This window comes from Streptomyces sp. B21-083 (assembly GCF_036898825.1).
In the GTDB taxonomy this organism is placed as follows: domain Bacteria; phylum Actinomycetota; class Actinomycetes; order Streptomycetales; family Streptomycetaceae; genus Streptomyces.
Genome location: NZ_JARUND010000001.1, coordinates 842,815 through 866,146, shown reverse-complemented (window position 1 = coordinate 866,146; position 23,332 = coordinate 842,815). Strand labels below are relative to the sequence as shown.

Here is a 23,332-nt window from a genome sequence, read left to right as displayed (position 1 = left end):
ACGCGTGCCCCGCATGGCGGCGAGCGACCGGAGAGCGGAGCTCCTTGAGGCGGCGATCCGCGTGATGGCACGCGACGGCGTGGCCAAGGCCACCACCCGCGCGGTGGTCACCGAGGCGGACATGACCCTCGGGGCCTTCCACTACTGCTTCGAGTCCCGGGCGCAGCTGCTCGAACTCGTCACCGAGACCCTCACCGAGCGGTACGTCGCCGAGGTCCGAGGCCTGTTCGCCCCGCACAAGGACATCCGTGACAGCGTTCTCGACAGCCTGCACGCCTTCTGGAAGGGCTTCGAGGCCAACCCCGGCGAGCACCAGATCAGTTACGAGCTCACCCAGTACGCGCTGCGCAATCCCGGCTTCGAGGACGTCGCCAGGAAGCAGTACGAGATCTTCCTGCGCGCCTTCGCCGGTCTGCTCGAACTCGCCGCCGACAACGCCGGAATCGAGTGGACCGAACCGGTGCCGGTGCTCGCGCGGTACGTCCAGTCGATGATCGACGGCCTCAACATGGCCTGGCTAGTCGACCGCAACACCGCGGACAGCCAGGCCGCGCTGGAGCTGCTCGCCGATCACCTTCTCCTGCACGCCCGGCCACGAGCCGCCTGAGCCGCGAGCCGCCGGAGTCAGGAGCCGCTTGACTTCCGGTCACGCGGGCCTTGCGCCGTCACGCGGGCCACGCCCGCCAACGTCCGGCCATGCGGGGCTCGCCCGGCCGTGCCGGTCACGCCCAGCCACCCCCGTCGCCCTCGTCACCCTTGTCACCTCCGTTCAACCGAAGGGTTGAACGGAGGTTCATCCCTCAGCCCCCACCACGCTCCGTTCAGCCGACGCGAAGACCCTCTCGCTCGCGTCAGGCTCGAATCCCAGCTCGACTCCCCCCATCGAGAGGCTTCCACGTGTCCAGTTTTCTCAGTCGGCGTCGTGTACTCGCCACCGGAGCCGGAGCGGCCCTGGGCGTCGGCGCGCTCGGTGCCACCGGGACCCCCGCCGCCGCGGCCTCGTCCGCCGGGTCACGTTCGACCACGCGCGGCGAGGAGACCCGGACGCTCGACGAGCTGTACCAGGCCGCGCTGGCCGAAGGCGGCAAGCTCGTCATCTACTCGGGCGGCGACGTCGACAGCCAGGGCAACGGCATCCGCACGGGCTTCGCGGCCCGGTTCCCGGAGATCGACCTCAAGGTCGTCGTGGACTACAGCAAGTACCACGACGTCCGCGTCGACAACCAGTTCGCGACCGACACCCTCGTCCCGGACGTCGTACAGCTCCAGACCCTCCAGGACTTCACCCGCTGGAAGGAGCAGGGCCGCCTGCTGCACTACAGGCCGGCGGGCTTCTCCAAGGTGTACGACGCCCTCAAGGACCCGCAGGGCGCCTGGACCGCGATCGCGGTGCTCGCCTTCAGTTACTCGTACAACGTCGCCGCGGTCGGCGCCGACGCCCCGAAGTCCCCGCTCGACCTGATCGACCCGAAGTGGAAGGGACAGATCGCGTCGTCCTACCCGCACGACGACGACGCCGTTCTCTACCTCTTCAAGCTGTACGTGGACCACTACGGCTGGGACTGGGCCGCCAGGTTCGCCGCCCAGGACGTCCGGTTCGCCCGCGGCAGCCACACTCCGGGGCTGGCCGTCTCCAGCGGGCAGAAGGCCCTCGGCGTCGGCGGCTCGGGCTCCCTCCTGGCGACGGCCACGGCACCCTCCCGGTGGGCCGTCGCCGAGGGGCACCCGTTCATGTCGTGGGGTCAGCGGGCCGCGATCCTCAAGCAGGGCCGGAACACCACGGCCGCCAAGCTCTACCTCAACTGGCAGCTCTCCACCGCGCAGCAGCAGGGTTCCCGCAACGGCTGGTCGGTACGGACGGACATCACCCCCGCGGGTGGCCTCCAGCCCATCTGGAAGTATCCGAACGCCAACCTCGACGGCTTCCCCCGCTTCATGGCCGACCGCGCGGGGATCGAGCGCTGGAAGCAGACCTTCGCCCTGTACTTCGGTGAGGTGAAGGGGGATCCGACCCCGGGATCGCTGGGCCTGCACCCCGGTGCGTAGTTCCGCCCGAAGGGCGGTTTCTTCGGCTGGCTCCACCGGTTCTTCACGGTGGTCATACAGGCGGTGGATAGACTCGGGGTCCTTTCGACCGGATCAGTCTGCCCAAGGGGATCAGCCGTGCCCGACCGCGTTCCCGTCCGTTCGCCGCTGACGGTTCGTGGTCGTCGGCTCGCCCTGGAACACGTCCCACATCTGGCGTTCTTCGTCATCGTGGCCTCCGCGCTGTTTCAACTCGCCGAGATCAACAGCGAGTTGTGCTGGTACATCGCGACGGTCAGCGGGCTGCTCGCGCTCGTCTACACGGGCGGAGTGACGGCGTGGGACCGGCTCGGGGCGGTCGGGCGGGCGACCTGGATTCCGCTTCTCCTCACCCTGTGGGGGCTCCTCCTCGTCCTCGTCCCGGCCGAGCTGACCGCCGCCTTCGTGTGGTGTGCCCTGCCGTTGGCGTGCGCCGCGCAGCGCGTGCTCGGCCGCCGGGCCGCGACCCTGGCGCTCGCCGTGATCACCCTGGTCCTCGTCACGGCGCTGGCCGGGGCCGACGGCCGGCTCGCGACCGAGGCCGTGCTGGTGCCCGTGGCGGCCGTCTGGGGCACCGTCGCCCTCTACCGCGTCCAGCAACGGGACGCCGAGGCGCGCCGCCTTCTCGTCGAGGAACTGCGTGACACGCGGGAACTCGTCGCCAGGCAGCAGCGCCACGCGGGCGTACTGGCGGAGCGGACCAGGATCGCCCGCGATCTGCACGACACCCTCGCCCAGGAACTCGCCGGCGGGCTGATGCTGCTCCAGGCCGCCGAACGCGACTGGGACGAGCGCCCCGACGCGGCACGTACACGTGTCCGCGCTGTCGCCGACGGCCTCGGCACCAACCTCACCGAGACCCGCCGTATGATCCGGGACCTCACCCCCTCCTCCGTCGCCGAGACCGGCATCGAGGGCGCGCTGCGCGTCCTGTGCGCCCGCTCCCAGGCCGACGGGACCGCGGCCAGGGTCCGGTTCCGGTCGGTGGGCGACCCCCAGGCCGTTCTCGACGAACACGCCGCGACCACCCTGTTCCGCATCGCGCAGAGCACACTGGCGAACGTCCGCGAACACGCCCACGCGGTGAACGTGCAGGTCACCCTCAGCCGGCGGCGGCCGGACCAGGTGGAGCTGGAGGTCAGCGACGACGGCGTCGGATTCGACCCCGCCGAGGTCTTCGCCCGTACGTCACCGGCCCCGGGTCGGGGTTTCGGGCTGCCCGCGGCGCGGGCCAGGCTGCTCGAGTACGGCGGTGACCTGGACGTCAGCGGCACGCCGGGCCGGGGCACCCGGATCCGGGCCACCGTCCGCGCGCGGCCCCGGCCGCAGCAGCACACCGCCGGGTCCGCCGCCCCCGCCGTGCCGGTCCCCGCGGCGACCGTCCGATGACCGCGGCACCGCCGGGCCCAGCCGGGCCGCTGCGCGTCGTGATCGCGGACGACCACGCCGTCGTACGGGCCGGTCTGCGCGCGCTCCTGGAGGGCGAACCCGACCTCGATGTGATCGCCGAGGCCGGCAGCGGTGAGGAGGCTGTCGGGCTGGTCGCCCGGATGCTCCCCGACGTCGCGCTGATGGACCTTCGCTTCGGGAGCCCGGGGCACGGGATCGACGGGGTCGAGGCGATCCGGCGGCTCGCCGCCGAAGCGCCCGGTGTGGCGGTGGTGATGCTGACCAGCTATGCCGGACGGGCCGATGTCGTAAGGGCGTTGGAGGCGGGCGCCCGGGGTTACGTGCTCAAGGCGGGCCCGCCCGAGGAGCTGTTCCGGGCGGTGCGCGGGGCCGCCGCCGGGGCGCTGGGGCTGGCATCGGAGATCGTGGGCGAACTCGTCGGCCAAGTGGTCAGCCCGGAGCACGAGTTGAGCGGACGCGAGATCGAGGTCGTACGGCTGATGGCCGAGGGGCTCAGCAACCGGGCCATCGCGGCGGCGCTGTTCCTCAGCGAGGCCACGGTCAAGACGCATCTCGTACGTATCTACCGCAAGCTCAAGGTCGACAACAGGGCGGCGGCGGTCTCGGAGGCCGTACGCCGGGGTGTGCTCGAACTGACCTGAACGGGGGAGGGGTTGGGGGGTCTCCGGAGATCGCTCAGGCGTCAGCCCCGGGCGGTGAGCCAGTCCTCGTCCGCCCAGGCGGCGGTCTTCGGGATGCGGGAACCGTAGTCCGGCAGCTCGCCGACGCGGGCGCGGACGCTCGCGTGCACCCAGGCGTGTGGGGGCAGCCGGCGGTGCCGGTAGGTCAACAGGGCCCAGATCCAGCCCATCCGGTGCACCTTGCCCAGCGCGTACGTGGGGCCGACCGGCACCTGGCGCCGGTATGACCCGGGCTTCAGCAGGAGGCCCCTGCCGTCGGCGGCCAGGGCGCCGTCCACGACCCACTTCAGGGCGATGGTGGCGAGATGGTGGTCGTCCTCGAAGGTGCCGCCGACGTCCGAGTGGACTCCCGCGAACCACACCTGTTCGACCCCGTCCGGCAGGGCCGGCTGCTCGCCCGGGGTGACCAGGTACTCGCGGTAGGGCGTGCGCTTCTCGTCGATGGAGACGGCGTGCCGGACCCGGAGGGCGTTGGGGACCTGCCGGGTGTGCGGCCAGCGCAGGTTCCAGCGCAGGATGCCGGCCGCCTTCACGGAGTCCCAGATGCCCAGGTACTCGACGGGGATACCGGTCCTGGCCTCCACCTTGATGCTGAACGTGCCCGCGAAATGGTGGAGTTGAGCCCAGTCGTCGGCGGTGAAGGTCTTGTTCCTGGCGTAGACCGACACGGCGTACGGGACGAGGTTCTCCAGCCCGGGCCGCAGCAGACCGACCGCCTTGAGCATGCCGGTGAGCGCACGCGCCGTGTACGCGCCCCGGCTGAAGCCGAACACGTAGACGTGGTCGCCGGGTTCGTAGTGCCGCATCAGATACGTGTACGCCTCCGCGAGGTTGACCCTGATCCCGGAACCGAAGGCGAGCCCGAAGAGCTTCGACAGCCGACGGCCCACAGCCGTCCAGGCGCCCGCCGACGAGAACGTGCCGACCCCTGGGTCGTAGTACGCGATCTGCCGGACGGGGTCGGAGAGGTCCAGCATCTCGTAGAGCCGTACGACGTTGGTGTTGCCCTTCGCCTTCAGCTGATTGCCCGTGCCGTCCAGGCAGATGACGAGGTTCCTGGCCATGGCGGCCTCACCTTCACTGACGTATGCCAGGACATACAGGGTGTTACGAAATATAGTAGGAGAAATGATGCCAATGGGCATGCTCGGGAGCGGTGGTGTTCCGGAGGATCCATGGCCGGTTCAGTGATCTATCTCGAAGATGTGGCCGCAGCCGACGAAACCGCGGTCGGCCCGCCTCGCACTCATGCGCTGGTCGTCGGAGTCGGCAAGTACCCGCACCTCGACGGCGGTGAGTCACCGGTCGCCGACTCCGACGGGATGCACCAGCTCAGCTCGCCCCCGGTGTCGGCCCGCGCCTTCGCCACCTGGCTGCTCGCCGAGTACAACGACCCCGAACGCCCGCTCGGCAGCGTGGCCCTGCTGCTCAGCGAGGAGCACCCGACGCCGTTCACCGACCCCCGTACCCGGACCGACCACGAGGTCGACGACGCCACCATCGGCAACATCGTCACCGCGGTCGGCGACTGGTACGACCGCGGCGACAGCCACGTCGACAACCGGCTCCTCTTCTACTTCTGCGGACACGGCGTCTCCCAGGGCGAGGACATGGCGCTGCTCGCCGCCGACGTCTTCGCCGACCACCACAACCCCCTCAACGGAGCACTGGACTTCGCCGGCCTCATGAACGGCCTCAAGCGGTGCAAGGCCGGCCAGCAGGTGTTCTTCGTGGACGCCTGCCGGGCCAACTCCGATGTACTGATCGACAGTTCGGGCACCCGGTTCGCCGGCTGCACCCCGCTGGGCGCCGGCGCGCGCCCGCTGGACCTGCCCCGGCGCTTCCACATCCCCTACTACGCCACCCTGGCCGGCGACAGCTCGTACGGCCGGACCGACGAGGTCAGCCTGTTCACGGAGGCCCTGCTGAAGAGCCTCGCCGGGGCCGCGAGCGACGACCCCGAGGGCGACTGGCAGGTCAACACCTCCCAACTCCTCACGGCGATCGACCACTTCATGCACCAGCCGAGCTTCGCCGGACCCGTCGCGAACGTCCAGGTCCCCTCGGTCGGCGAACTGCCCGTCTTCGTCCTCCACCAACTGGCCGGCACCCCGGTCGTCCCGGTGTACGTCGGCTGCGACCCGGCCGAGGACAACGCCGAGGCCGAGTTCGTGTGCCGGGAGGACGGACAGGACGGCCGGGAACGGCTGCGCCGGGCGGCCGGCGACATCGACACGGACGACCCCGAGTGCGAATGGGCCATCGAACTCGGCTTCGGCAACTACGTCTTCGAGGCACATCTCGGCGACCACGAGGTGCGGACCAAACCGGTCACCGTGCGTCCGGTGTTCCGGCGCGTGCAGCTGGGGAAGCCGTCATGAGCACCGGACTGCGGGTGTCCGTGGCGCTGAGCCTCCACGAGTCCGACCTGCCCTATGGCGCGAAGGTCGTCGGCGACATCTACCCGGCCGGCGGTACCGGCAGCGCCCACCGGGACGTCCTCTTCCCCTGCGGGACCTCCGCGCCTGCGGCCCGCTACGAGGTCGATCCCGGGCGCTATCTCGTCTCCGCCACACTGCCCTCCGGCATCGTGCTCTCCAAGGACGCGGAGGTGAGCGAGGGCAAGGACACCCATGTGACGCTGCGCACCGCGCCCTCGCCCTACGAGTCGCACTCCTGGCAGTACCTCATGGGCAACATCGAGGCGTACGGCGAGTATCACGACGACGAGACGATCGAGGAGCCCCGGTCCCAGGGCTCGCGTTCCGGGGTGTGGGCGACGCGCGGGGTGGTGGCACCCGGCAGCGCCGTCTGGGTCGGCGATCCGAAGCCCGACAGCTGGCACTTCCCCAGGATGCTCGCCCTGACCGACGCCGCCTCGCCGGAACCGATCGCCCTCGGCCTGGCCCACTCGGCGCCGCACACCGTGCCCAGCCTCGACCTGGGCGACGCCGCCGCCCGCCTCTACCGCTTCGGCCCGCACGGCCCGGTCGACGAACAGGGCGAGCCCGCCCTCCAGGGACCCACGGGCCGACGGCAGTTCCTGGTCGTCTCGCTGACCGGCGCCGAGTACGTCGTCACCCTGCCCGCACCCTGGGGGAACGCGCAGATCGAGGTCATGGTCAACGAACGCCAGAGCCCGACCGGCAGCACCGTCTCCGTCACCGTCCGCGACAGCCGGGTGGGGCCCGCCCTCGCCTACATGACCCGGGGCGCCTTCGGCACGGCCGCGGCGCTGGTCAAGGACGCCGAGGACATGCTCTACGCCAAGATGGAGAACCCCCTCGCCGCGGTGGCCGGCGCCTACATCCTGGTCGGCAGCGAGCTCACCGAGCGGCGGCACCGCTGGGACGACTGGCTCGACCATCTGCGCCGCGAGTTCCCCTGGCTGAGCGACGGCTCGCTGCTGTGGGGCATGCGCCATCTGCGCCGGGCCCACACCGAGACCGAGCTGAGCGCGGCGCGGGACGCGCTCGTCGAGGCCTACGACCGAGGCGTCCCGGTCTTCACCCTGGGCCTGAGCCGCCTCATCCACGGCCTCTCCGAGTTCCCCGACGACCCGGCGTGCGCCACCCGCCTCGACCAGGCCCGCCTGCTGTCCTACCGCGTGGACATGCGCGAACCGTTCGTGATCGTCGGACTGCGAGGGGTGCCCGAGTAGCGCGAGAGACCCGACGAGAGAGGCCGCGATGATCCGGTTCACGATGCTGCCCGGCGAGGACGGCGACTGTCTGCTCCTGGAATACGGCGACGACACCTTCGTCCGGCGGATCCTCGTCGACGGCGGACGCGCGGGCACGTATCCGCTGATCAAACCCGTTCTCGCCGGGCTCGACGGGCTGGTGGACCTCCTCGTCGTCACGCATGTCGATCAGGACCACATCCTCGGAGTGCTCGCCCTCCTCGGCGACCCTGAGCGGTCGGTGGAGATCGGCGACGCGTGGTTCAACGGCTTCGACCACCTCCTCGACACCGAGGGGTTCGGCGCGCAGGACGGCGAGAAGCTCACCAGCGCGCTGCTGACGGGCAAGGTGCCCTGGAACGACGCGTTCGGCGGCCGTGGTGCGGAGGTCGGGCGGCCGCTCGGGTGGTTCGAGGACGGGTCCACGATGGAGGTGCTCTCGCCCGACCGGAAGCAGCTGGAGAAGCTGGCCCCCGTATGGGTGAAGGAGTGCGCCGCCCACGGGCTGATCCCGGGCCGCGACCCCGACGAGCCGCGCGTCGTCACCGGCTTCGAGCACTTCGGCGGCGCCGTGGACGTGGAGCGGCTCGCCGCGACGCCGTTCAAGGCGGACACCTCACCGACGAACGTCACCAGCATCGGACTGCTCTTCGAGTTCCAGGACCGGCGGATCATCCTCACCGGCGACGCGGACGACCACCGGCTCGTCGAGTCGATACGCCCCAGGGCCGAGGCGGCGGGCGGACGGCTCCACGTCGACGTCCTGAAGGTCGCCCACCACGGCAGCGGCCACAACCTCTCCAACGAGCTGCTCGGCCTCCTCGACTGCGACCGCTATCTGATCTCCACCAGCGGCGCCCGGCACAACCACCCCGACGACATCGCCATGTCCCGGATCCTCCAGCACGGCGGAGCCCGCAAGGAGATCGTCTTCAACTACCGCGAGCGTGCCGCGCTCTGGGACGTCGCCTCCCTCAGAGACCGATTCGGCTACACGGTGACAGCACCGGAACCGGACGCGGCGGACGGCTTCGTGACCTTCGAACTCTGACACCGCGGGTCCCTCGGATGGCGGCCCCGGCTTGACAGGCGGACGATGGAGACAAGTGGGGGTCCGACAGCCATGGCGGGGGATGGGAGGCAGCAGACATGCTGGAGATCAAGACGGTCGAGAAGCCGGACGAGCGGCGCGACTTCCCCCGAGGACACCTCGAAGCCGTCCACATGACCGGCCTCGACTTCGCGGTGGCGACCTTCGAACCGGGCTGGCGCTGGTCCGAGTCGGTAGGGCCCCTCGCGGGCACGAAGAGCTGCGAGATCCACCACAACGGCTATGTCGTCCAGGGCCGGATGGGCATCCGCATGGATGACGGCGGCGAGGGCGAAGTGGGCCCCGGCGACGTCTTCGTGTGCCCGCCCGGGCACGACGCGTGGGTCGTCGGCGACGAACAGGTCATCGTCCACGACTTCGCGGGAGGCATGGCACAGGAGTACGCGAAGACATCGGGAAGCTGACGCCCAGCAGCCGCGGTCGCCGTCACACCGGGAGCAACCGGGTGATCAGCGCGCCGAGTTGGCGGGCGTTGCGGCACTCACGCATCTCCACCAGCTCGGCGTATGCGGGCGCCGCCGAGTCGCCCGTGCCCCACTGGCTCCGCCCTTCCGGGTTCAACCAGTAGACGCGCCGGGCCCGTTCGGCCAGCTGCCGTACCGCGGGCAGATTCGGGTCGCTCATGTTCGTCCGGGCGTCACCGAGCACGAACACCGTCGTCCGGGGGCCGACCGCGTCGGCGTACCGCTCCGTGAACTCACCCAGGGCCATGCCGTAGTCGCTGCTGCCGTGCCAGCCCGTCAGGGTCGCCTCCGCGCGGATACGGGCGCCCAGCCCCTCGGCGTCGGCTGCGCCGTGGACGAGCAGGCCGGTCACCTCGTCGACCCGGTTGACGAAGGCGAACACCCGGACCTTGCTGAACTGGTCGTGCAGCGCCTGCACCAGCAGCATCGTGAAGTCGGAGAAGCCGGCCACCGAGCCCGACACATCGCACAGCAGCACCAGTTCGGGCCGGGCGGGCCGGCGCTTGCGCAGTACGGGCCGCATCGGCACCCCGCCCGTCGACAGTGACGCGCGCACGGTGCGCCGCAGGTCGATCGAGCCGCGCGCGGCCTTGCGGCGGCGGGCCGCCAGCCGGGTGGCCAGTCTGCGCGCGAGGGGCTGAACCGTCCTGCGCAGCTCGGCCAGTTGGGTGCGCCCGGCGAGCAGGAAGTCGACCCGGTCGGCGGTCGGTGCCACCGCCCGCCGGGCGATCTCGTCCCGGCCGCGCCGCTCGGCGACCCGGCGCCGCGCCTCCGCGCCGACCAGCCGCCGGAACTCCTCGATCCGCCGCCGGATCTCGTCGTCGAGCAGCCGGTCCGCGAACCCCGCCTCCCCGCCACCCTCCCGCAGGCTCGCCCGCACCCGGGCCAGCAGCGTCTGCGGCCGGATCCGGTCCAGCGTCTGGTACGACGACCAGCCGTCCGATCCCGGCGAGGAGCCGTAGCCGCCGAAACCGTCGACCGCCTCGGCGGCCAGCCGGGCCATCAGTGCCTGGTCGTTGGCGGCCAGCGCGGCGGCGAGCCGGTCGCGCAGTTCGTCACGCTCGGCGGGTCCGGTGCCGGGTCCCCCGACACCCCGGGGAAAGTACAGGTCGAAGACCGGGTCGAACACCGGGCGTTGGCCCGTGCCGTGCAGCAGGGTCGCGGCCAGTCCTTCGCGCAGCGACTCCCGGTCCGCGAAGCCGAGTACGGCCACCGCCTGCGCCGCGTCCACGGTCTCCCCGGTACCGATCCGGACACCGTGCGAACGCAGCGCCCCGACCAGCCCTGTGAGCCGTTCGGCGACATCGGCACCCGAACCGGCGTGGGCCGACGGCGGGTTCACATCGTGTCCAGGTCCAACTTGGCGTTCGCCTTGAGGACGTCGTCCTGGTGCTTGAGGAGAACGCCCAGACTGTCCCGTACGACCGTCTCGTCGAGCGTGTCCGCCCCCAGTGCCAGCAGGGTGCGCGCCCAGTCGATGGTCTCGGCGACCGACGGCACCTTCCGCAGGTCCATCGCGCGCAGCGCGCCCACGACCCGCACCACCGACTCGGCCAGCGCCGCGTCGAGCTCCGGCACCTTCAGCCGTACGATACGGCGCTCCAACTCGGCGTCCGGGAAATCGATGTGGAGGAAGAGACAGCGGCGGCGCAGAGCCTCGGACAGCTCGCGGGTGGCGTTCGAGGTGAGGACGACGAAGGGCCGGCGGGTCGCGGTGATCGTGCCCAACTCGGGGACGGTGACCTGGAAGTCGGAGAGCACCTCCAGGAGCAGGCCCTCCACCTCGACGTCCGCCTTGTCGGTCTCGTCGATCAGCAGCACCTTGGGGCCGTCGCCGCGAATGGCGGTCAACAGGGGCCGGGGGAGCAGGAACTCCTCGCTGAAGATGTCCGTGCGTGCCGCGTCCCATGTCTCGTCGCGGCCGGCGCTGATGCGCAGGAGTTGCTTGGCGTGGTTCCACTCGTACAGCGCCCTGGACTCGTCGACGCCCTCGTAGCACTGGAGGCGGATCAGCTCGGCGCCGGCGATCTCGGCGACGGCCTTGGCCAGCTCGGTCTTGCCGACGCCGGCCGGGCCCTCCACCAGGAGCGGTTTGCCGAGACGGTCGGCCAGGAAGACCGTGGTGGCGACAGCGGGAGAGGCCAGATACCCGGTCTCGGCCAGGCGCGCGGAGACGTCGTCGACGGAAGTGAACAACGGGGCCTCCAGCACGGGCGTGAAACGGGTTCCTGGTCACTATCTAAGCGCTTGTTCACCGCCCTTGTCACCCATGAATCCGCGCGACGGCCCTCCACCGCCGGGGCCTGACGCGGAAGCGCCCGGCCCCTCAAGCCCGCTCACGCCAGGCCGGCACCGCTCACCAGCACCACCTCCAGGGTGCGTGGACCGTGCACCCCCTCGACCCGGTCGAGCTCGATGTCACTGGTCGCGGACGGCCCGGAGATCCAGGTCAACGCCCGTGCCGGGTCCAGGCGTTCGAAAGCCTGGGGGACCGAGGAGACGACCTGGTCGGGGACCCGGACGACACAGATGTGGTGGTCGGGCACCAGGGTGATCCGGCGGCGCCCCTGGTCCAGACCGCCGTCCAGGACGATGGTGCCGGTCTCGGCAATGGCCAGGGCGCACGCCGTGACGACGCTGTCGACCTCGTCCAGGTCGTACGCGGTGCTCTCCGCACGGTCCTCGACCCGGGTGATGTCCGCGGCCGACAGCCACGCGGGCGGGAGCCCCGGCGGTACGACCACCGATGCCGAGCCGTGCGCGGACAGTATCCCGGCGAGCAGCGCGGGAAGCTCGTCGTCGGTACAGCGGTGCACGATCGCTCGGTAGTCCGCCAGGTTCTCGGCGAGCAGTCCGACCGTCTCCTCGACGCCGAGGTTTCCGTGTTCGCGCAGGTAGTCGCGGTCGACGGCCTGGTCGTACGGCGGGTCGTCGCGGGGCACGTCCGCGAGTGCGCGGCGCACCCGGCCCAGGATCAGCTCGCGGCTGTTCACTTCGTGGTGTCCTTTCCGCCGTGGGTGCGCTGCCACCAGTCGCGGAACGGCTCCGCCGGTACGGCCGGCAGGTCACGGGTGTCGCTCCAGGCCCTGCCGGGCCCGGGCAGGGTGCGGGGGTGGAAGCGGCGGGTGCGGGAGGCGAGGCGCTGGCCGGTGCGCAGGGCCCCGGGGTGGCTGAACGCCCAGCGGGCGGCGCGCATCGCGGCCCGCTCGGCGGCATGCCCCTTCGCGGGTTTCAACACCACCTTGGTGCCCTCCCGGGTGGCAGGCCCGCCCTGGACGACGCGCTCGCGCAGATGCACCAGCACCTCGGGGATGTCGATGGCGACCGGGCACACCTCGTAGCAGGCCCCGCACAGCGAGGAGGCGTACGGGAGTGAGGCGTCGATCTCGCTCTCGGTGCCCCGGAGTTGAGGGCTGAGGATGGCGCCGATCGGGCCCGGATAGACGGAGCCGTAGGCGTGACCGCCGGCCCGCTCGTACACCGGGCACACGTTCAGACAGGCCGAGCAGCGGATGCAGCGCAGGGCCTGGCGGCCGACCTCGTCGGCGAGGGTGTCGGTGCGGCCGTTGTCGATCAGGACCAGATGGAAGGTCTGGGGTCCGTCCCCGTCCGTCGTACCGGTCCAGGTGGAGGTGTACGGGTTCATGCGCTCGGCGGTCGAGGAGCGGGGGAGTGTCTGGAGGAAGACCTCCAGGTCCTGCCAGGTCGGCACGATCTTCTCGATGCCGACGACCGAGATGAGCGTCTCGGGCAGGGTCAGGCACATCCGTCCGTTGCCCTCGGACTCGACCACGACCAGGGTGCCGGTCTCGGCGACCATGAAGTTGGCGCCGGAGACGCCCACCTTGGCGCGCAGGAATTTTTCTCGGAGGTGCAGCCGCGCCGCTTCGGCCAGTTCGGCGGGGGTGTCGGTGAGGCCCTCGGGGGCCGGGCGCCCCCACTCGCTCATCTCCCTGCGGAAGATGTCCCGGATCTCGCCCCGGTTGCGGTGGATCGCCGGGACGAGGATGTGCGAGGGGCGGTCCTTGCCCAACTGCACGATCAGTTCGGCGAGATCGGTCTCGTAGGCGTGGATGCCCTCGGCCTCCAGGGCCTCGTTCAGCCCGATCTCCTGCGTGGCCATCGACTTGACCTTGACGACCTCCGACTCACCGGTCATCCGCACCAGGTCGATGACGATCCGGTTGGCCTCGTCCGCGTCGGCGGCCCAGTGCACGACACCGCCGGCCGCCGTGACCGACTCCTCCAACTGGACGAGATAGCGGTCGAGATGACGGAGCGTGTGGTCCTTGATCCGCTTGCCCGCCTCCCGCAGCTCCGCCCAGTCGGACACCTCGGCGACGGCCTTCGCCCGTTTGCCGCGGATCGTGTGGGTGGCGTGCCGCAGATTGGCGCGCAGGGTCTGGTTGCCCACCGCCTCGTGGGCCGCCTTGGGGAAGGCCGGCATCCCGAGATACGTCCCGCTCATACCAGGGGCTCCTCTTCCGTGCTCGCCAAAATCTCCGCGATGTGCACCGGCCGCATTCCGGTGCTCAGCCTGGTCATGGTCCCGCCGATGTGCATGAGGCACGAGTTGTCGGCGGCGCACAGCACCTCCGCCCCCGTCGACTCGGCGTTGCGCACCTTGTCCGTGCCCATCGCCGCCGAGACATCGGAGTTCTTCAGCGCGAACGTGCCGCCGAAGCCACAGCACTCGTCGGCGCCGGGCAGCTCGCGCAGCTCCAGCCCCTTGACGGCCTGGAGCAGCCTGAGCGGCCGGTCGGCCAGTCCGAGGCCGCGCAGCCCGTGGCAGGTCGGGTGGTAGGTGACGGTGTGCGGGTAGTAGGCGCCCACGTCCGTCACCCCCAGCACATCCACCAGGAACTCCGTCAGCTCGAACGTCTTCGGGACCACCGGCGCCAGCGTGGCCGCGAGACCGTCCCCGCGCCCTTCGGCCCGGGCCCGCTCACCCAGCCGCGGATACAGCTCCCGCACCATCGCGCCGCACGAACCGGAAGGCGTGACGATCGCCTCGTACCCACCGAATACATCGGAGAAATGCCGGGCCAGCGGCTCGGCCTCGTGCCGGTAGCCGGTGTTGTAGTGCGCCTGCCCGCAGCAGGTCTGCGCCATCGGGAAGTCGACCTCGACACCCAGCCTGGTCAGCAGTTTCACCACGGCGCGGCCCGTGTCCGGATACAGCGTGTCGTTGACACAGGTAAGGAACAAGGCGACACGCATCGCGGCTCCTATCGATCGATCATCGGATGAGTGCAGAGTACGTGGAGGTCGCGCGGTGGGGGAATCCCCGTCTCACCGGACGTCGGCGAGTCGGGCCTGGGCCGCACGCCAGGCTGCCGGGTCGCCGGACGGCTCGTAGCGGGTCAGTGGCTGGGTACGGGCGAGCAGCCGGCGCATGTCCCTGCGGTCGCCCACGAGACCGTGGGCCCTCGCCTGGACGAGGACGTTGCCGAGCGCGGCGGCCTCGGCCGGGCCCGCCACCACCGGCAGCCCGCAGGCATCTGCGGTGAGCTGGCACAGCAGCGCGTTGCGCGTCCCGCCTCCGACGATGTGCACGGCGTCGACCGAGTGCCCGGCGAGCCGCTGGGCGTCCGCCACCGCCCGCCGATGGGCGAGGGCGAGGGAGTCGAGGATGCAGCGGGTGATCTCGCCGGGGGTCCCGGGCACCGGCTGCCCGGAGGCCCGGCAGGCGTCGGCGATCCGCTCCGGCATCCGCCCGGGCGCCAGGAACGCCGAGTCTCCCGCGTCCACCACGGACCGCAGCCCCGGCGCCTCGGCCGCTTCCCGCAGCAGCACGCCCAGGTCGGGGTTCCCCCAGGCTCGTACGCACTCCTGGAGCAGCCACAGTCCCATGATGTTGCGCAGAAAGCGGACCGTGCCGTCGAGCCCCAGCTCGTTGGTGAAGTTGGCGGCCCGGCTCTCCTCGGAGAGGACGGGCGCCTCCAGCTCCAGACCGGCCAGCGACCAGGTGCCGGTGCAGATGTAGGCGAACCGCTCGTCCACGGCAGGCACGGCCGCCACCGCGGAGGCGGTGTCGTGCGACCCGACCGTGGTCACCGGCACCGGCCCGCTGAGCCCGGTCTCCTCCAGCACCTCGGCCCGCAGCACGCCCGCCGGATCACCGGGCCGGCGCAGCGGCGCGAACAGCCCGAGGTCGATGTCCAGTTTCCGCGCGATGTCATGGGCCCAGTCGCGCGTCCGGGGATCGATCAGCTGGGTGGTGGAGGCGTTGGTCAGCTCGGTGCCGGCCTCGCCCGTCAGCCAGTACGTCAGCAGGTCGGGGATGAGCAACAGCCGCTGGGCGGCGGCCAGTTGGCGAGTGCCACGGGCCGCCGTCAGCTGGTAGAGGGTGTTGAAGGGCGCGTACTGCAATCCCGTCGCCGCGTACAGCTCGGTGGCCGGGACGGTCGCCCACACCTTCTCCGCGACGCCCTCGGTGCGGGCGTCGCGGTAGTGCACCGGGTTGCCCAGCAGGGCGCCGTCGGCATCCAGCAGCCCGTAGTCCACGGCCCAGCTGTCGATGCCGACGGAGTCGACCTGCCCTGCCGCCCGCAGCCCGTCGAGGACACCCCCGTACAGCGCCAGAACATCCCAGCGCAGCCCCTCGGGCACCCGCACGGGCCGGTTCACGAACCGGTGCGCCTCGGTCAGCTCCAGCGTGTCGGGCCCGACCCGGCCGACCATGACGCGCCCACTGGACGCGCCGAGGTCGACCGCGGCGTACGACTTGACGGTCTGGGTCATCGCAGGAAGGCGGCGGCGACGCCGGCGTCGACCGGGACGTGCAGCCCGGTGGTGTGCGTGAGCTCGCCGCCGGTCAGGGCGAACACGGCGTTGGCGACGTGCGCGGGCAGCACCTCGCGCTTGAGGATGGTCCGCTGGGCGTAGAACTCGCCGAGCTTCTCCTCCTCGATGCCGTACGTGGCCGCGCGCTGCGCACCCCACCCGCCGGCGAAGATCCCGGAGCCGCGCACCACGCCGTCGGGGTTGATGCCGTTGACCCGGATGCCGTGCTCGCCCAGCTCGGCGGCGAGCAGCCGCACCTGGTGCGCCTGGTCGGCCTTGGTCGCGGAGTAGGCGATGTTGTTCGGTCCGGCGAAGACGGCGTTCTTGGAGGCGATGTAGATGATGTCGCCGCCCAGCTCCTGCGCGATCATCACCCGTGCCGCCTCACGCGAGACGAGGAACGAACCACGCGCCATGATGTCGTGCTGCAGGTCCCAGTCCCGCGCCGAGGTCTCCAGCAGGGGCTTGGAGATGGAGATCCCCGCGTTGTTGACGACGAGGTCCACCCCGCCGAAGGCCAGCAGGGCGGCCCGGAACGCCTCGGCGATCTGCTCCTCGGACGTCACGTCCACGGTGACGGCGACAGCCTTGTCAGGCCCACCGAGCTCCTCGGCCACCGCCGCCGCGTTCTCCGCGTCGAGGTCGGCGACGACGACACAGGCACCCTCGGCGACCAGCCGCTCGGCGATGGCCTTCCCGATCCCGCTGCCGGCGCCGGTCACCAGAGCGACCCGCGTGGCCAGCGCCTTCGGCTTGGGCATCCGCTGGAGCTTGGCCTCCTCAAGGGCCCAGTACTCGATCCGGAACTTCTCCGACTCCTCGATCGGCGCGTACGTCGAGACCGCCTCGGCCCCGTGCATCACGTTGATCGCGTTGACGTAGAACTCGCCGGCCACCCGGGCGGTCTGCTTGTCCTTGCCGAAGCTGAACATGCCCACGCCCGGGATCAGCACGATCGCCGGGTCGGCGCCACGCATCGCGGGGGAGTCGGGCAGGGCGTGGCGCCCGTAGTAGGCGGCGTACTCCTCGCGGTACTCGGCGTGCAGCTCCTTCAGGCGTGCGATCGCTTCGTCCAGGGGGGCGGAGGCCGGCAGGTCGAGGACCAGCGGCCTGACCTTGGTGCGCAGGAAGTGGTCCGGGCAGGAGGTGCCGAGAGCGGCGAGGCGAGGGTGCTCGGCGCGCGACACGAAGTCCAGCACGATGTCAGCGTCGCTGAAGTGCCCGACCTGCGGCTTGTCCTGCGAGGCGATGGCCCGCACGTACGGGGCGAGCGCGGCGGCCCGCTCACGCCGCTCCCCGGGCGCGAGGGCCGCGTACCCCTCGATCACCGGGCCGAACGGCTCGGCCTTGCCGCGCTCGGCGAGGAACGCCTCGGCGGTACGGATGATGTGCAGCGAGTTCTTCTCGCACGCCTCGGCGGTGTCGCCCCAGGCGGTGATGCCGTGTCCGCCGAGGACGCATCCGACAGCCTGCGGGTTGGCGGCCTTCACGGCGGCGATGTCCAGGCCGAGCTGGAACCCGGGGCGGCGCCACGGCACCCACACCACGCTGTCCCCGAAACACTCGGCGGTCAGCTTCTCCCCGTCGGCCGCGCAGGCGAGCGCGATACCGGAGTCGGGGTGGAGATGGTCCACGTGAGCGGCGTCGACGAGCCCGTGCATCGCGGTGTCGATGGACGGCGCCGCCCCACCCTTGCCGTGGAGGCAGTAGTCGAACGCGGCGACCATCTCGTCCTCGCGCTCCACCCCCGGATACACACCCTTGAGCGCGTGCAGCCGGTCCAGCCGCAGCACGGCCAGCCCACCCTCGGTCAGGGTGCCCAGGTCACCCCCGGACCCCTTCACCCACATCAGCTCGACATCACCCCCGGTGACGGGATCGATGTCGGTCCCTTTCGCGGACGTGTTCCCCCCGGCGTAGTTCGTGTTCCGAGCGTCAGCACCAAGCCGACGGGACCGAGCGAGAAGAGCGGCGGCTTCGGGATGGAGAGCCATGAACTTTCAGTTCCTATCTGGAGAAGGGCGGGGCAGGATGCTTTTTTCAGGGGCGCGGGGAACCGCGCGACCAGCCACGGGCGGCCGGCACTCCGCGACGAACGGAACCCGGCAGACGGTTACGCCCCCCAACCGGCTTGTTCCCCACCAACCCGCTCCGCAGTGATCTTCGAAGCCCACCCAGACCGGGCATACGCGGCAATCGGGTCGCCGTCCAACCCCATCTCCTCCCGAACCTCAACGAGCAACGGCCGAACATCCGTGTTGTACGCGTCCATCAACACCGCGTTGGCGGCCAGCACATCTCCGCCCCGCTGAGCGGCAGCCAACGCCGACGCGTCAACAAGGAGTGCCTTGGCCGTCGCCTCCTGCACATTCATCACCGACCGGATGATCGCCGGGATCTTCGCCTCGATGTTGTGACACTGGTCCAGCATGAACGCGACCTCGGGCACGAACCCCCCGCCCCGGATCACCTCGTACATGATCCGGAACAGCTGGAACGGGTCCGCCGAGCCGACCATCAGGTCGTCGTCCGCGTAGAACCGCGAGTTGAAGTCGAACGCGCCGAGCTTCCCCTCCCGCAGCAGCGTGGCGACGATGAACTCGATGTTGGTGCCGGGCGCGTGGTGCCCGGTGTCGACCACGACCTGCGCCTTCGGGCCGAGCTTGAGGCAGTGCGCGTAGGCCGTGCCCCAGTCCGGGACGTCGGTCGTGTAGAAGGCCGGCTCGAAGAACTTGTACTCGAGGAGCATCCGCTGGTCGTCGCCGAGCCGCTCGTACACCGCGGCCAGCGCCTCGGAGAGCCGGTCCTGCCGCTCGCGGATGTCGTCCTGACCGGGATAGTTGGTCCCGTCGGCGAACCACAGCTTCAGGTCCTTGGAGCCGGTGGCGTCCATGATGTCGACGCATTCGAGCAGATGGCCGAGCGCCTTGCGCCGCACCACCGCGTCCGGGTGGCAGATGCTGCCCAGCTTGTAGTCGTCGTCCTGGAAGGTGTTCGAGTTGATCGCGCCCAGCTTCAGGCCGCGCTCCTCGGCGTACTTGGCGAGGGCCGCGTAGTCCTCGACCTTGTCCCACGGAATGTGCATGGCGACGGTCGGGGCCACACCGGTGAACGCGTGCACCTGGGCGGCGTCGTCCAGCTTCTCGAACGGGTCGCGGGGGACGCCGGGCTGTGCGAACACCTTGAAACGGGTCCCCGAGTTCCCGTACGCCCACGACGGCGTTTCGATGGCCTGGGCCTTGAGAGCGGCCTTCACCGCGCTGAGCTCGGTCACTTCAGGACTCCTGTGACATCGGGTCGGACGACTGCTGGGAAACAGCACGCGGAACGACGGTCTGATGAAACGATTCAGAACGGGAAGTTATGAGCCTCCTGGAGGGGTGTCAAGTCCTCTGGCCGATTCGGCCTACCGTGACTTGCCTGTGACCTTCGATTTCGAAAGAATTTCGACACGAACCCATTGACGCGACATGGCTCCCATGCCTAACGTCCCGGCAACCCAGTTGAAACCTTTCACGACGTCGTGAGGCCAGACCCACAGGCGTCGTCGAGGAGCCCTCATGACCCACCCGTCCGACCCGGGGCCGGCCCCTGTGCTGGCACTCAAGGACATCTCGAAGTCCTTCGGTGCGGTGCGTGCCCTGCGGGACGTCTCCCTGGAACTGTTTCCCGGCGAAGTGCACGCACTCGCCGGCGAGAACGGCGCCGGCAAGTCGACCCTCATCAAGACGCTCGCCGGGGTGCACCGACCGGACGCAGGCCAGGTACTGCTCGACGGCGCCCCCGTCGCCTTCCACGGCCCCGGCGACGCCCGCGACGCGGGTATCGCCGTGATCTACCAGGAGCCCACGCTCTTCCCGGACCTGTCGATCGCCGAGAACATCTTCATGGGCCGCCAGCCCCGGCGCGCCCTCGGCCGGATCGACCACAAGGCCACCCACGCGGCGACCGCCGCCCTGATGCGGCGACTCGGCGTCGAACTCGACCCGGACCGCCCCGCTCGCGGCCTGTCCATCGCGGACCAGCAGATCGTCGAGATCGCCAAGGCGCTCTCCTTCGACGCCCGCGTCCTGATCATGGACGAGCCGACCGCCGCCCTCACCGGCAGCGAGGTCGCCCGTCTCTTCGGTGTCGTCCGCACCCTGCGCGAACAGGGAGCCGCCGTGCTGTTCATCTCGCACCGGCTGGAGGAGATCTTCAAGATCTGCCAGCGGGTGACGACACTGCGTGACGGCGCCTGGATCGCCAGCGAGCCGCTCGACGGCATGACCGAGGACGATCTCGTACGCCGGATGGTCGGCCGCGATCTCGACGAGCTCTATCCGAAACAGGACGTGGAAGCCGGCGAGGTCGCGCTCAGCGTGCGCCGGCTGACCCGTGAGGGCGTCTTCACCGACGTCTCCTTCGATGTGCGCCGCGGCGAGATCGTGGGCCTCGCCGGACTCGTGGGCGCCGGCCGGACCGAGGTGGCCCGGGCCGTCTTCGGCATCGACCGCTGGGACGCCGGCGAGGTCGAGGTGGACGGCACGGTCCTGACGAACGGAGCACCCTCCACGGCCATGGCCGCCGGGCTAGCCCTCGTCCCCGAGGACCGGCGCGCCCAGGGCCTGGTGATGGACATGTCCATCGAGCGGAACATCGGCCTCACCGGTCTGCGTACGACCGCGAGGGCCGGATTCATGGACCGGGGCGCCGAGCGCAGCCGCTCTCTGGACTGGGCCGTCAAGCTCCAGGTGAAGTACGCCCGTATCGCCGACACCGTCAACACGCTGTCCGGCGGCAACCAGCAGAAGGTCGTCCTGGCCAAGTGGCTCGCCACCGGCCCCCGGGTGCTGATCGTCGACGAGCCCACCAGGGGCATCGACGTCGGTACGAAGGCCGAGGTGCACCGCCTGCTCAGCGAGCTGGCCGCCGACGGCGTGGCCATTCTGATGATCTCCTCCGACCTGCCCGAGATCCTCGGTATGGCCGACCGTGTGCTCGTGATGCACGAGGGCCGCCTCACCGCCGAGATCCCGCGCTCCGAAGCAACCGAGGAAACGGTGATGGCCGCAGCCACCGGGAGGGCCGCCGCATGACGGTGACCGCCCCCAACCCCGCCCCCGCCGCAGAGGTGCCCAAGTCCAGCGGCACCCGGCTGGTGGACCGCGTCTTCAAGATGCGCGAACTCGCCATCCTGCTGGTCTTCCTGGTGATGATCGCCATCACCCAGGCCGGCAACAGCGAGTTCCTGTCCGAGCAGGGCATCAAGGACCTGCTGCTGAACGCGACGATCCTGGTCCTGGTCGCCACCGGCCAGTCGCTGGTGGTCATCACCCGCAACGTCGACCTGTCGGTCGGCTCCACCCTCGGCATCAGCGCCTTCGCCGCGGGCCTCTACCTCCAGGGCGGCGGAAACCCCGTCGTGGCCATCGCCCTGGCCGTCCTCCTCGGCATCGGCTTCGGGCTCCTCAACGGGCTGCTCGTCAGCTTCGGCCAGGTACCCGCTCTCGTCGTCACCCTCGGCACGCTCTACATCATCCGCGGCATCGACTCCATCTGGGTCGGCTCCCGGCAGATCACGGCGGCCGACCTCCCCAACGGATTCGTCGACTTCGGCTCCGGCGGCATCTCCGCGGTCCCGTATCTCGCGCTGATCGCGCTGGCCGTACTCGTCGCCACCGCCTACTACCTCAGGCAGTTCGGCAGCGGCCGTGAGCTGTACGCGCTCGGCTCCAACCCCGAGGCCGCCCGGCTCGCCGGCATCCCCGTGCGCAAGCGGATCCTCGCCGCGTACACCTTCTGCGGAGCCCTCGCCGGACTCGCCGGCGCGCTCTACCTCGCGCGGTTCGGCAACGTCGACTCCAGCACCGGCAACGGGTACGAACTCACCGTCGTCAGCGCGGTCGTGGTCGGCGGTGTCGTCTTCACCGGCGGCTCCGGCAGCGTCTACGGGGCGGCGCTCGGCGCGCTCCTGCTGACCTCCATCAACAGCGTGCTGCCCGCCCTCGGCGTCAGCTCGGTGTGGGTCATGGCCATCAACGGCATCCTGCTCATCCTCGCCATCGCGGTCGACCGGATCGTCGCCCTGCGCGTGGCGTCCGCACTGAAGAAGAGGAACGCCCGCCATGGCTGACTCGTCGTTCGCGCGTGCCGCCATCCGCTGGGACACGGTGGTCGGCGCCCTCCTCGTCGTGGTCCTCCTGCTGTCCTTCGGGTTCGTGGACGGGTTCGGCAACGGGCTCAACCTGTCCTTCCTGATCGGCAACACCCTCCCGATCGCGCTCATCGCGCTGCCCATGACCCTTCTCGTCGTCTCCGGCGAGATCGATCTGTCGGTCGCCTCCACCGCCGGCCTCTCCGGCGCGGTGATGGGCGCCCTGTGGAACCAGGGCCTGACGATCGAGGCGATCATCCCGATCTGTCTGCTCCTCGGAGTCGTCTGCGGGCTCGTCAACGGCACGCTCGTCACCCGGCTCGGGCTGCCCTCCCTCGCCGTCACCATCGGCACCATGGCCGCCTACCGGGGCATCGCACAGATCGTGCTCGGCTCCGACGCGGTGACCGACTTCCCCACCCAGTACCTGGACTTCGCGGCGGGACGCATAGGCGACACCTTCATCCCGTACGCCCTGTTCCCCTTCCTCGTGCTGCTCGCGATCGCCGTGGTCGCGCTGCACGCCACCCCGTTCGGCCGCTCGCTGTTCGCGATCGGCGCGAGTGAGGAGGCCGCCCGCTTCGCCGGTATCCGGGTCAAGCGGCAGAAGCTGATCCTCTTCATGGTGACCGGCCTCACGGCCTCCCTCACCGGGATCTTCTGGGCGCTGCACTACGCCAGCGCTCGCTACGACAACGCCACCGGGCTCGAACTGTCCGTCATCGCCGCGGTGTTGCTTGGCGGCATCGACTTCGACGGGGGGAAGGGCACGTTGGGCGGCGCCATCGCAGGGGTGTTCCTGCTCGGTGCGCTACAGAACGTGATGAGCCTTCAGGATGTCTCGGCTCAGTCGCAGATTGTTGTGACCGGCGTTCTGCTGGTGCTTTCCGTGCTGGGACCTCGGGTCGCTCGGCAGGTGTCGCTGGCCCGGGCCTCGCAAAGGCTGACGTAGAAGGTTGTTCGAACGCTGCGGGGCCGTTGTGGCTGGTCGCGCAGTTC

20 protein-coding genes are annotated in these 23,332 nt (G+C 70.4%); 11 read left to right on the top strand and 9 right to left on the bottom strand.

Going from position 1 to position 23,332, the window contains the following annotated elements:
• The first annotated feature begins 13 nt into the window (after nucleotides 1-13).
• The 4 genes from QA861_RS03870 to QA861_RS03855 all read left to right on the top strand — a co-directional run bounded on the left by QA861_RS03870 (nucleotide 14) and on the right by QA861_RS03855 (nucleotide 4,115).
• The gene (locus QA861_RS03870) at nucleotides 14-607 is read left to right on the top strand and encodes a TetR/AcrR family transcriptional regulator (RefSeq protein ID WP_334590444.1); all 594 of its coding nucleotides are present in this window, start codon (nucleotides 14-16) and stop codon (nucleotides 605-607) included.
• A gap of 290 nt (nucleotides 608-897) precedes the next feature.
• Nucleotides 898-2,046: an ABC transporter substrate-binding protein gene (locus QA861_RS03865; protein ID WP_334586770.1), complete on the top strand. Its 1,149-nt coding sequence runs from the start codon at nucleotides 898-900 to the stop codon at nucleotides 2,044-2,046.
• A 117-nt stretch (nucleotides 2,047-2,163) separates the two neighbouring features.
• On the top strand, nucleotides 2,164-3,453 hold the full coding sequence (locus QA861_RS03860; RefSeq protein ID WP_334586769.1) for a sensor histidine kinase: 1,290 nt from the start codon (nucleotides 2,164-2,166) through the stop codon (nucleotides 3,451-3,453).
• Nucleotides 3,450-4,115 carry a response regulator transcription factor gene (locus QA861_RS03855; RefSeq protein WP_334586768.1) on the top strand — a complete coding sequence of 222 codons (666 nt, stop codon included), beginning with the start codon at nucleotides 3,450-3,452 and terminating at the stop codon, nucleotides 4,113-4,115. The genes QA861_RS03860 and QA861_RS03855 overlap by 4 nt, the downstream gene beginning before the upstream one ends.
• A 41-nt stretch (nucleotides 4,116-4,156) precedes the next feature.
• Here QA861_RS03855 and QA861_RS03850 read toward each other — a convergent pair whose 3' ends face one another.
• Entirely contained in the window at nucleotides 4,157-5,218 is a 1,062-nt protein-coding gene (locus tag QA861_RS03850; RefSeq protein ID WP_334586767.1) for a T6SS phospholipase effector Tle1-like catalytic domain-containing protein, read from the bottom strand.
• A gap of 111 nt (nucleotides 5,219-5,329) precedes the next feature.
• Between QA861_RS03850 and QA861_RS03845 the strand changes: the two genes are divergently transcribed.
• The 4 genes from QA861_RS03845 (at nucleotide 5,330) to QA861_RS03830 (ending at nucleotide 9,351) form a co-directional block, all read left to right on the top strand.
• The gene (locus QA861_RS03845) at nucleotides 5,330-6,535 is read left to right on the top strand and encodes a caspase family protein (protein ID WP_334586766.1); all 1,206 of its coding nucleotides are present in this window, start codon (nucleotides 5,330-5,332) and stop codon (nucleotides 6,533-6,535) included.
• A complete protein-coding gene (locus QA861_RS03840; RefSeq protein ID WP_334586765.1) occupies nucleotides 6,532-7,815 on the top strand; it encodes a hypothetical protein in 1,284 nt (427 codons plus the stop codon). Before QA861_RS03845 ends, QA861_RS03840 begins: the two co-directional genes overlap by 4 nt.
• 28 nt (nucleotides 7,816-7,843) lie before the next feature.
• The gene (locus QA861_RS03835; RefSeq protein WP_334586764.1) at nucleotides 7,844-8,887 is read left to right on the top strand and encodes a ComEC/Rec2 family competence protein; all 1,044 of its coding nucleotides are present in this window, start codon (nucleotides 7,844-7,846) and stop codon (nucleotides 8,885-8,887) included.
• A gap of 98 nt (nucleotides 8,888-8,985) precedes the next feature.
• Complete coding sequence (locus QA861_RS03830; protein ID WP_334586763.1) at nucleotides 8,986-9,351, top strand: cupin domain-containing protein; 366 nt, start codon at nucleotides 8,986-8,988, stop codon at nucleotides 9,349-9,351.
• Between the two features lie 22 nt (nucleotides 9,352-9,373).
• Here QA861_RS03830 and QA861_RS03825 read toward each other — a convergent pair whose 3' ends face one another.
• The 8 genes from QA861_RS03825 to rhaI all read right to left on the bottom strand — a co-directional run bounded on the left by QA861_RS03825 (nucleotide 9,374) and on the right by rhaI (nucleotide 19,471).
• The gene (locus QA861_RS03825; protein WP_334586762.1) at nucleotides 9,374-10,753 is read right to left on the bottom strand and encodes a vWA domain-containing protein; all 1,380 of its coding nucleotides are present in this window, start codon (nucleotides 10,751-10,753) and stop codon (nucleotides 9,374-9,376) included.
• A complete protein-coding gene (locus tag QA861_RS03820; RefSeq protein WP_334586761.1) occupies nucleotides 10,750-11,607 on the bottom strand; it encodes an AAA family ATPase in 858 nt (285 codons plus the stop codon). Before QA861_RS03820 ends, QA861_RS03825 begins: the two co-directional genes overlap by 4 nt.
• Before the next feature lie 140 nt (nucleotides 11,608-11,747).
• A complete protein-coding gene (locus QA861_RS03815) occupies nucleotides 11,748-12,404 on the bottom strand; it encodes a LutC/YkgG family protein (protein ID WP_334586760.1) in 657 nt (218 codons plus the stop codon).
• Nucleotides 12,401-13,879: a LutB/LldF family L-lactate oxidation iron-sulfur protein gene (locus QA861_RS03810; RefSeq protein WP_334586759.1), complete on the bottom strand. Its 1,479-nt coding sequence runs from the start codon at nucleotides 13,877-13,879 to the stop codon at nucleotides 12,401-12,403. Before QA861_RS03810 ends, QA861_RS03815 begins: the two co-directional genes overlap by 4 nt.
• Nucleotides 13,876-14,631, bottom strand: coding sequence for a (Fe-S)-binding protein (locus tag QA861_RS03805; protein WP_334586758.1), 756 nt, complete (start codon nucleotides 14,629-14,631; stop codon nucleotides 13,876-13,878). Before QA861_RS03805 ends, QA861_RS03810 begins: the two co-directional genes overlap by 4 nt.
• Nucleotides 14,632-14,703: 72 nt before the next feature.
• Entirely contained in the window at nucleotides 14,704-16,155 is a 1,452-nt protein-coding gene (locus QA861_RS03800; RefSeq protein WP_334586757.1) for a rhamnulokinase, read from the bottom strand.
• On the bottom strand, nucleotides 16,152-18,191 hold the full coding sequence (locus QA861_RS03795; RefSeq protein ID WP_334586756.1) for a bifunctional aldolase/short-chain dehydrogenase: 2,040 nt from the start codon (nucleotides 18,189-18,191) through the stop codon (nucleotides 16,152-16,154). Before QA861_RS03795 ends, QA861_RS03800 begins: the two co-directional genes overlap by 4 nt.
• A 119-nt stretch (nucleotides 18,192-18,310) precedes the next feature.
• Nucleotides 18,311-19,471, bottom strand: a complete 1,161-nt coding sequence (gene rhaI, locus QA861_RS03790; RefSeq protein ID WP_334586755.1) for an L-rhamnose isomerase — start codon at nucleotides 19,469-19,471, stop codon at nucleotides 18,311-18,313.
• A gap of 286 nt (nucleotides 19,472-19,757) precedes the next feature.
• Here rhaI and QA861_RS03785 point away from each other — a divergent pair, with 286 nt between their 5' ends.
• The 3 genes from QA861_RS03785 to QA861_RS03775 are packed head-to-tail and all read left to right on the top strand — an operon-like array spanning nucleotide 19,758 to nucleotide 23,285.
• Nucleotides 19,758-21,275 carry a sugar ABC transporter ATP-binding protein gene (locus QA861_RS03785; protein ID WP_334586754.1) on the top strand — a complete coding sequence of 506 codons (1,518 nt, stop codon included), beginning with the start codon at nucleotides 19,758-19,760 and terminating at the stop codon, nucleotides 21,273-21,275.
• Nucleotides 21,272-22,312 (top strand): ABC transporter permease, encoded by a 1,041-nt coding sequence (locus QA861_RS03780; RefSeq protein WP_334586753.1) that lies wholly within the window; start codon nucleotides 21,272-21,274, stop codon nucleotides 22,310-22,312. Before QA861_RS03785 ends, QA861_RS03780 begins: the two co-directional genes overlap by 4 nt.
• On the top strand, nucleotides 22,305-23,285 hold the full coding sequence (locus QA861_RS03775) for an ABC transporter permease (RefSeq protein WP_334586752.1): 981 nt from the start codon (nucleotides 22,305-22,307) through the stop codon (nucleotides 23,283-23,285). Before QA861_RS03780 ends, QA861_RS03775 begins: the two co-directional genes overlap by 8 nt.
• Nucleotides 23,286-23,332: the final 47 nt, after the last annotated feature.

Coding starts and splice junctions, on each gene's coding strand:
- QA861_RS03870 (WP_334590444.1), top strand. CDS start 14: ATGGCGGCGAGCGACCGGAGAGCGGAGCTCCTTGAGGCGGCGATCCGC.
- QA861_RS03855 (WP_334586768.1), top strand. CDS start 3,450: ATGACCGCGGCACCGCCGGGCCCAGCCGGGCCGCTGCGCGTCGTGATC.
- QA861_RS03850 (WP_334586767.1), bottom strand. CDS start 5,218: ATGGCCAGGAACCTCGTCATCTGCCTGGACGGCACGGGCAATCAGCTG.
- QA861_RS03845 (WP_334586766.1), top strand. CDS start 5,330: ATGGCCGGTTCAGTGATCTATCTCGAAGATGTGGCCGCAGCCGACGAA.
- QA861_RS03840 (WP_334586765.1), top strand. CDS start 6,532: ATGAGCACCGGACTGCGGGTGTCCGTGGCGCTGAGCCTCCACGAGTCC.
- QA861_RS03835 (WP_334586764.1), top strand. CDS start 7,844: ATGATCCGGTTCACGATGCTGCCCGGCGAGGACGGCGACTGTCTGCTC.
- QA861_RS03830 (WP_334586763.1), top strand. CDS start 8,986: ATGCTGGAGATCAAGACGGTCGAGAAGCCGGACGAGCGGCGCGACTTC.
- QA861_RS03810 (WP_334586759.1), bottom strand. CDS start 13,879: ATGAGCGGGACGTATCTCGGGATGCCGGCCTTCCCCAAGGCGGCCCAC.
- QA861_RS03805 (WP_334586758.1), bottom strand. CDS start 14,631: ATGCGTGTCGCCTTGTTCCTTACCTGTGTCAACGACACGCTGTATCCG.
- QA861_RS03800 (WP_334586757.1), bottom strand. CDS start 16,155: ATGACCCAGACCGTCAAGTCGTACGCCGCGGTCGACCTCGGCGCGTCC.
- QA861_RS03795 (WP_334586756.1), bottom strand. CDS start 18,191: ATGGCTCTCCATCCCGAAGCCGCCGCTCTTCTCGCTCGGTCCCGTCGG.
- QA861_RS03785 (WP_334586754.1), top strand. CDS start 19,758: ATGACCCACCCGTCCGACCCGGGGCCGGCCCCTGTGCTGGCACTCAAG.
- QA861_RS03780 (WP_334586753.1), top strand. CDS start 21,272: ATGACGGTGACCGCCCCCAACCCCGCCCCCGCCGCAGAGGTGCCCAAG.
- QA861_RS03775 (WP_334586752.1), top strand. CDS start 22,305: ATGGCTGACTCGTCGTTCGCGCGTGCCGCCATCCGCTGGGACACGGTG.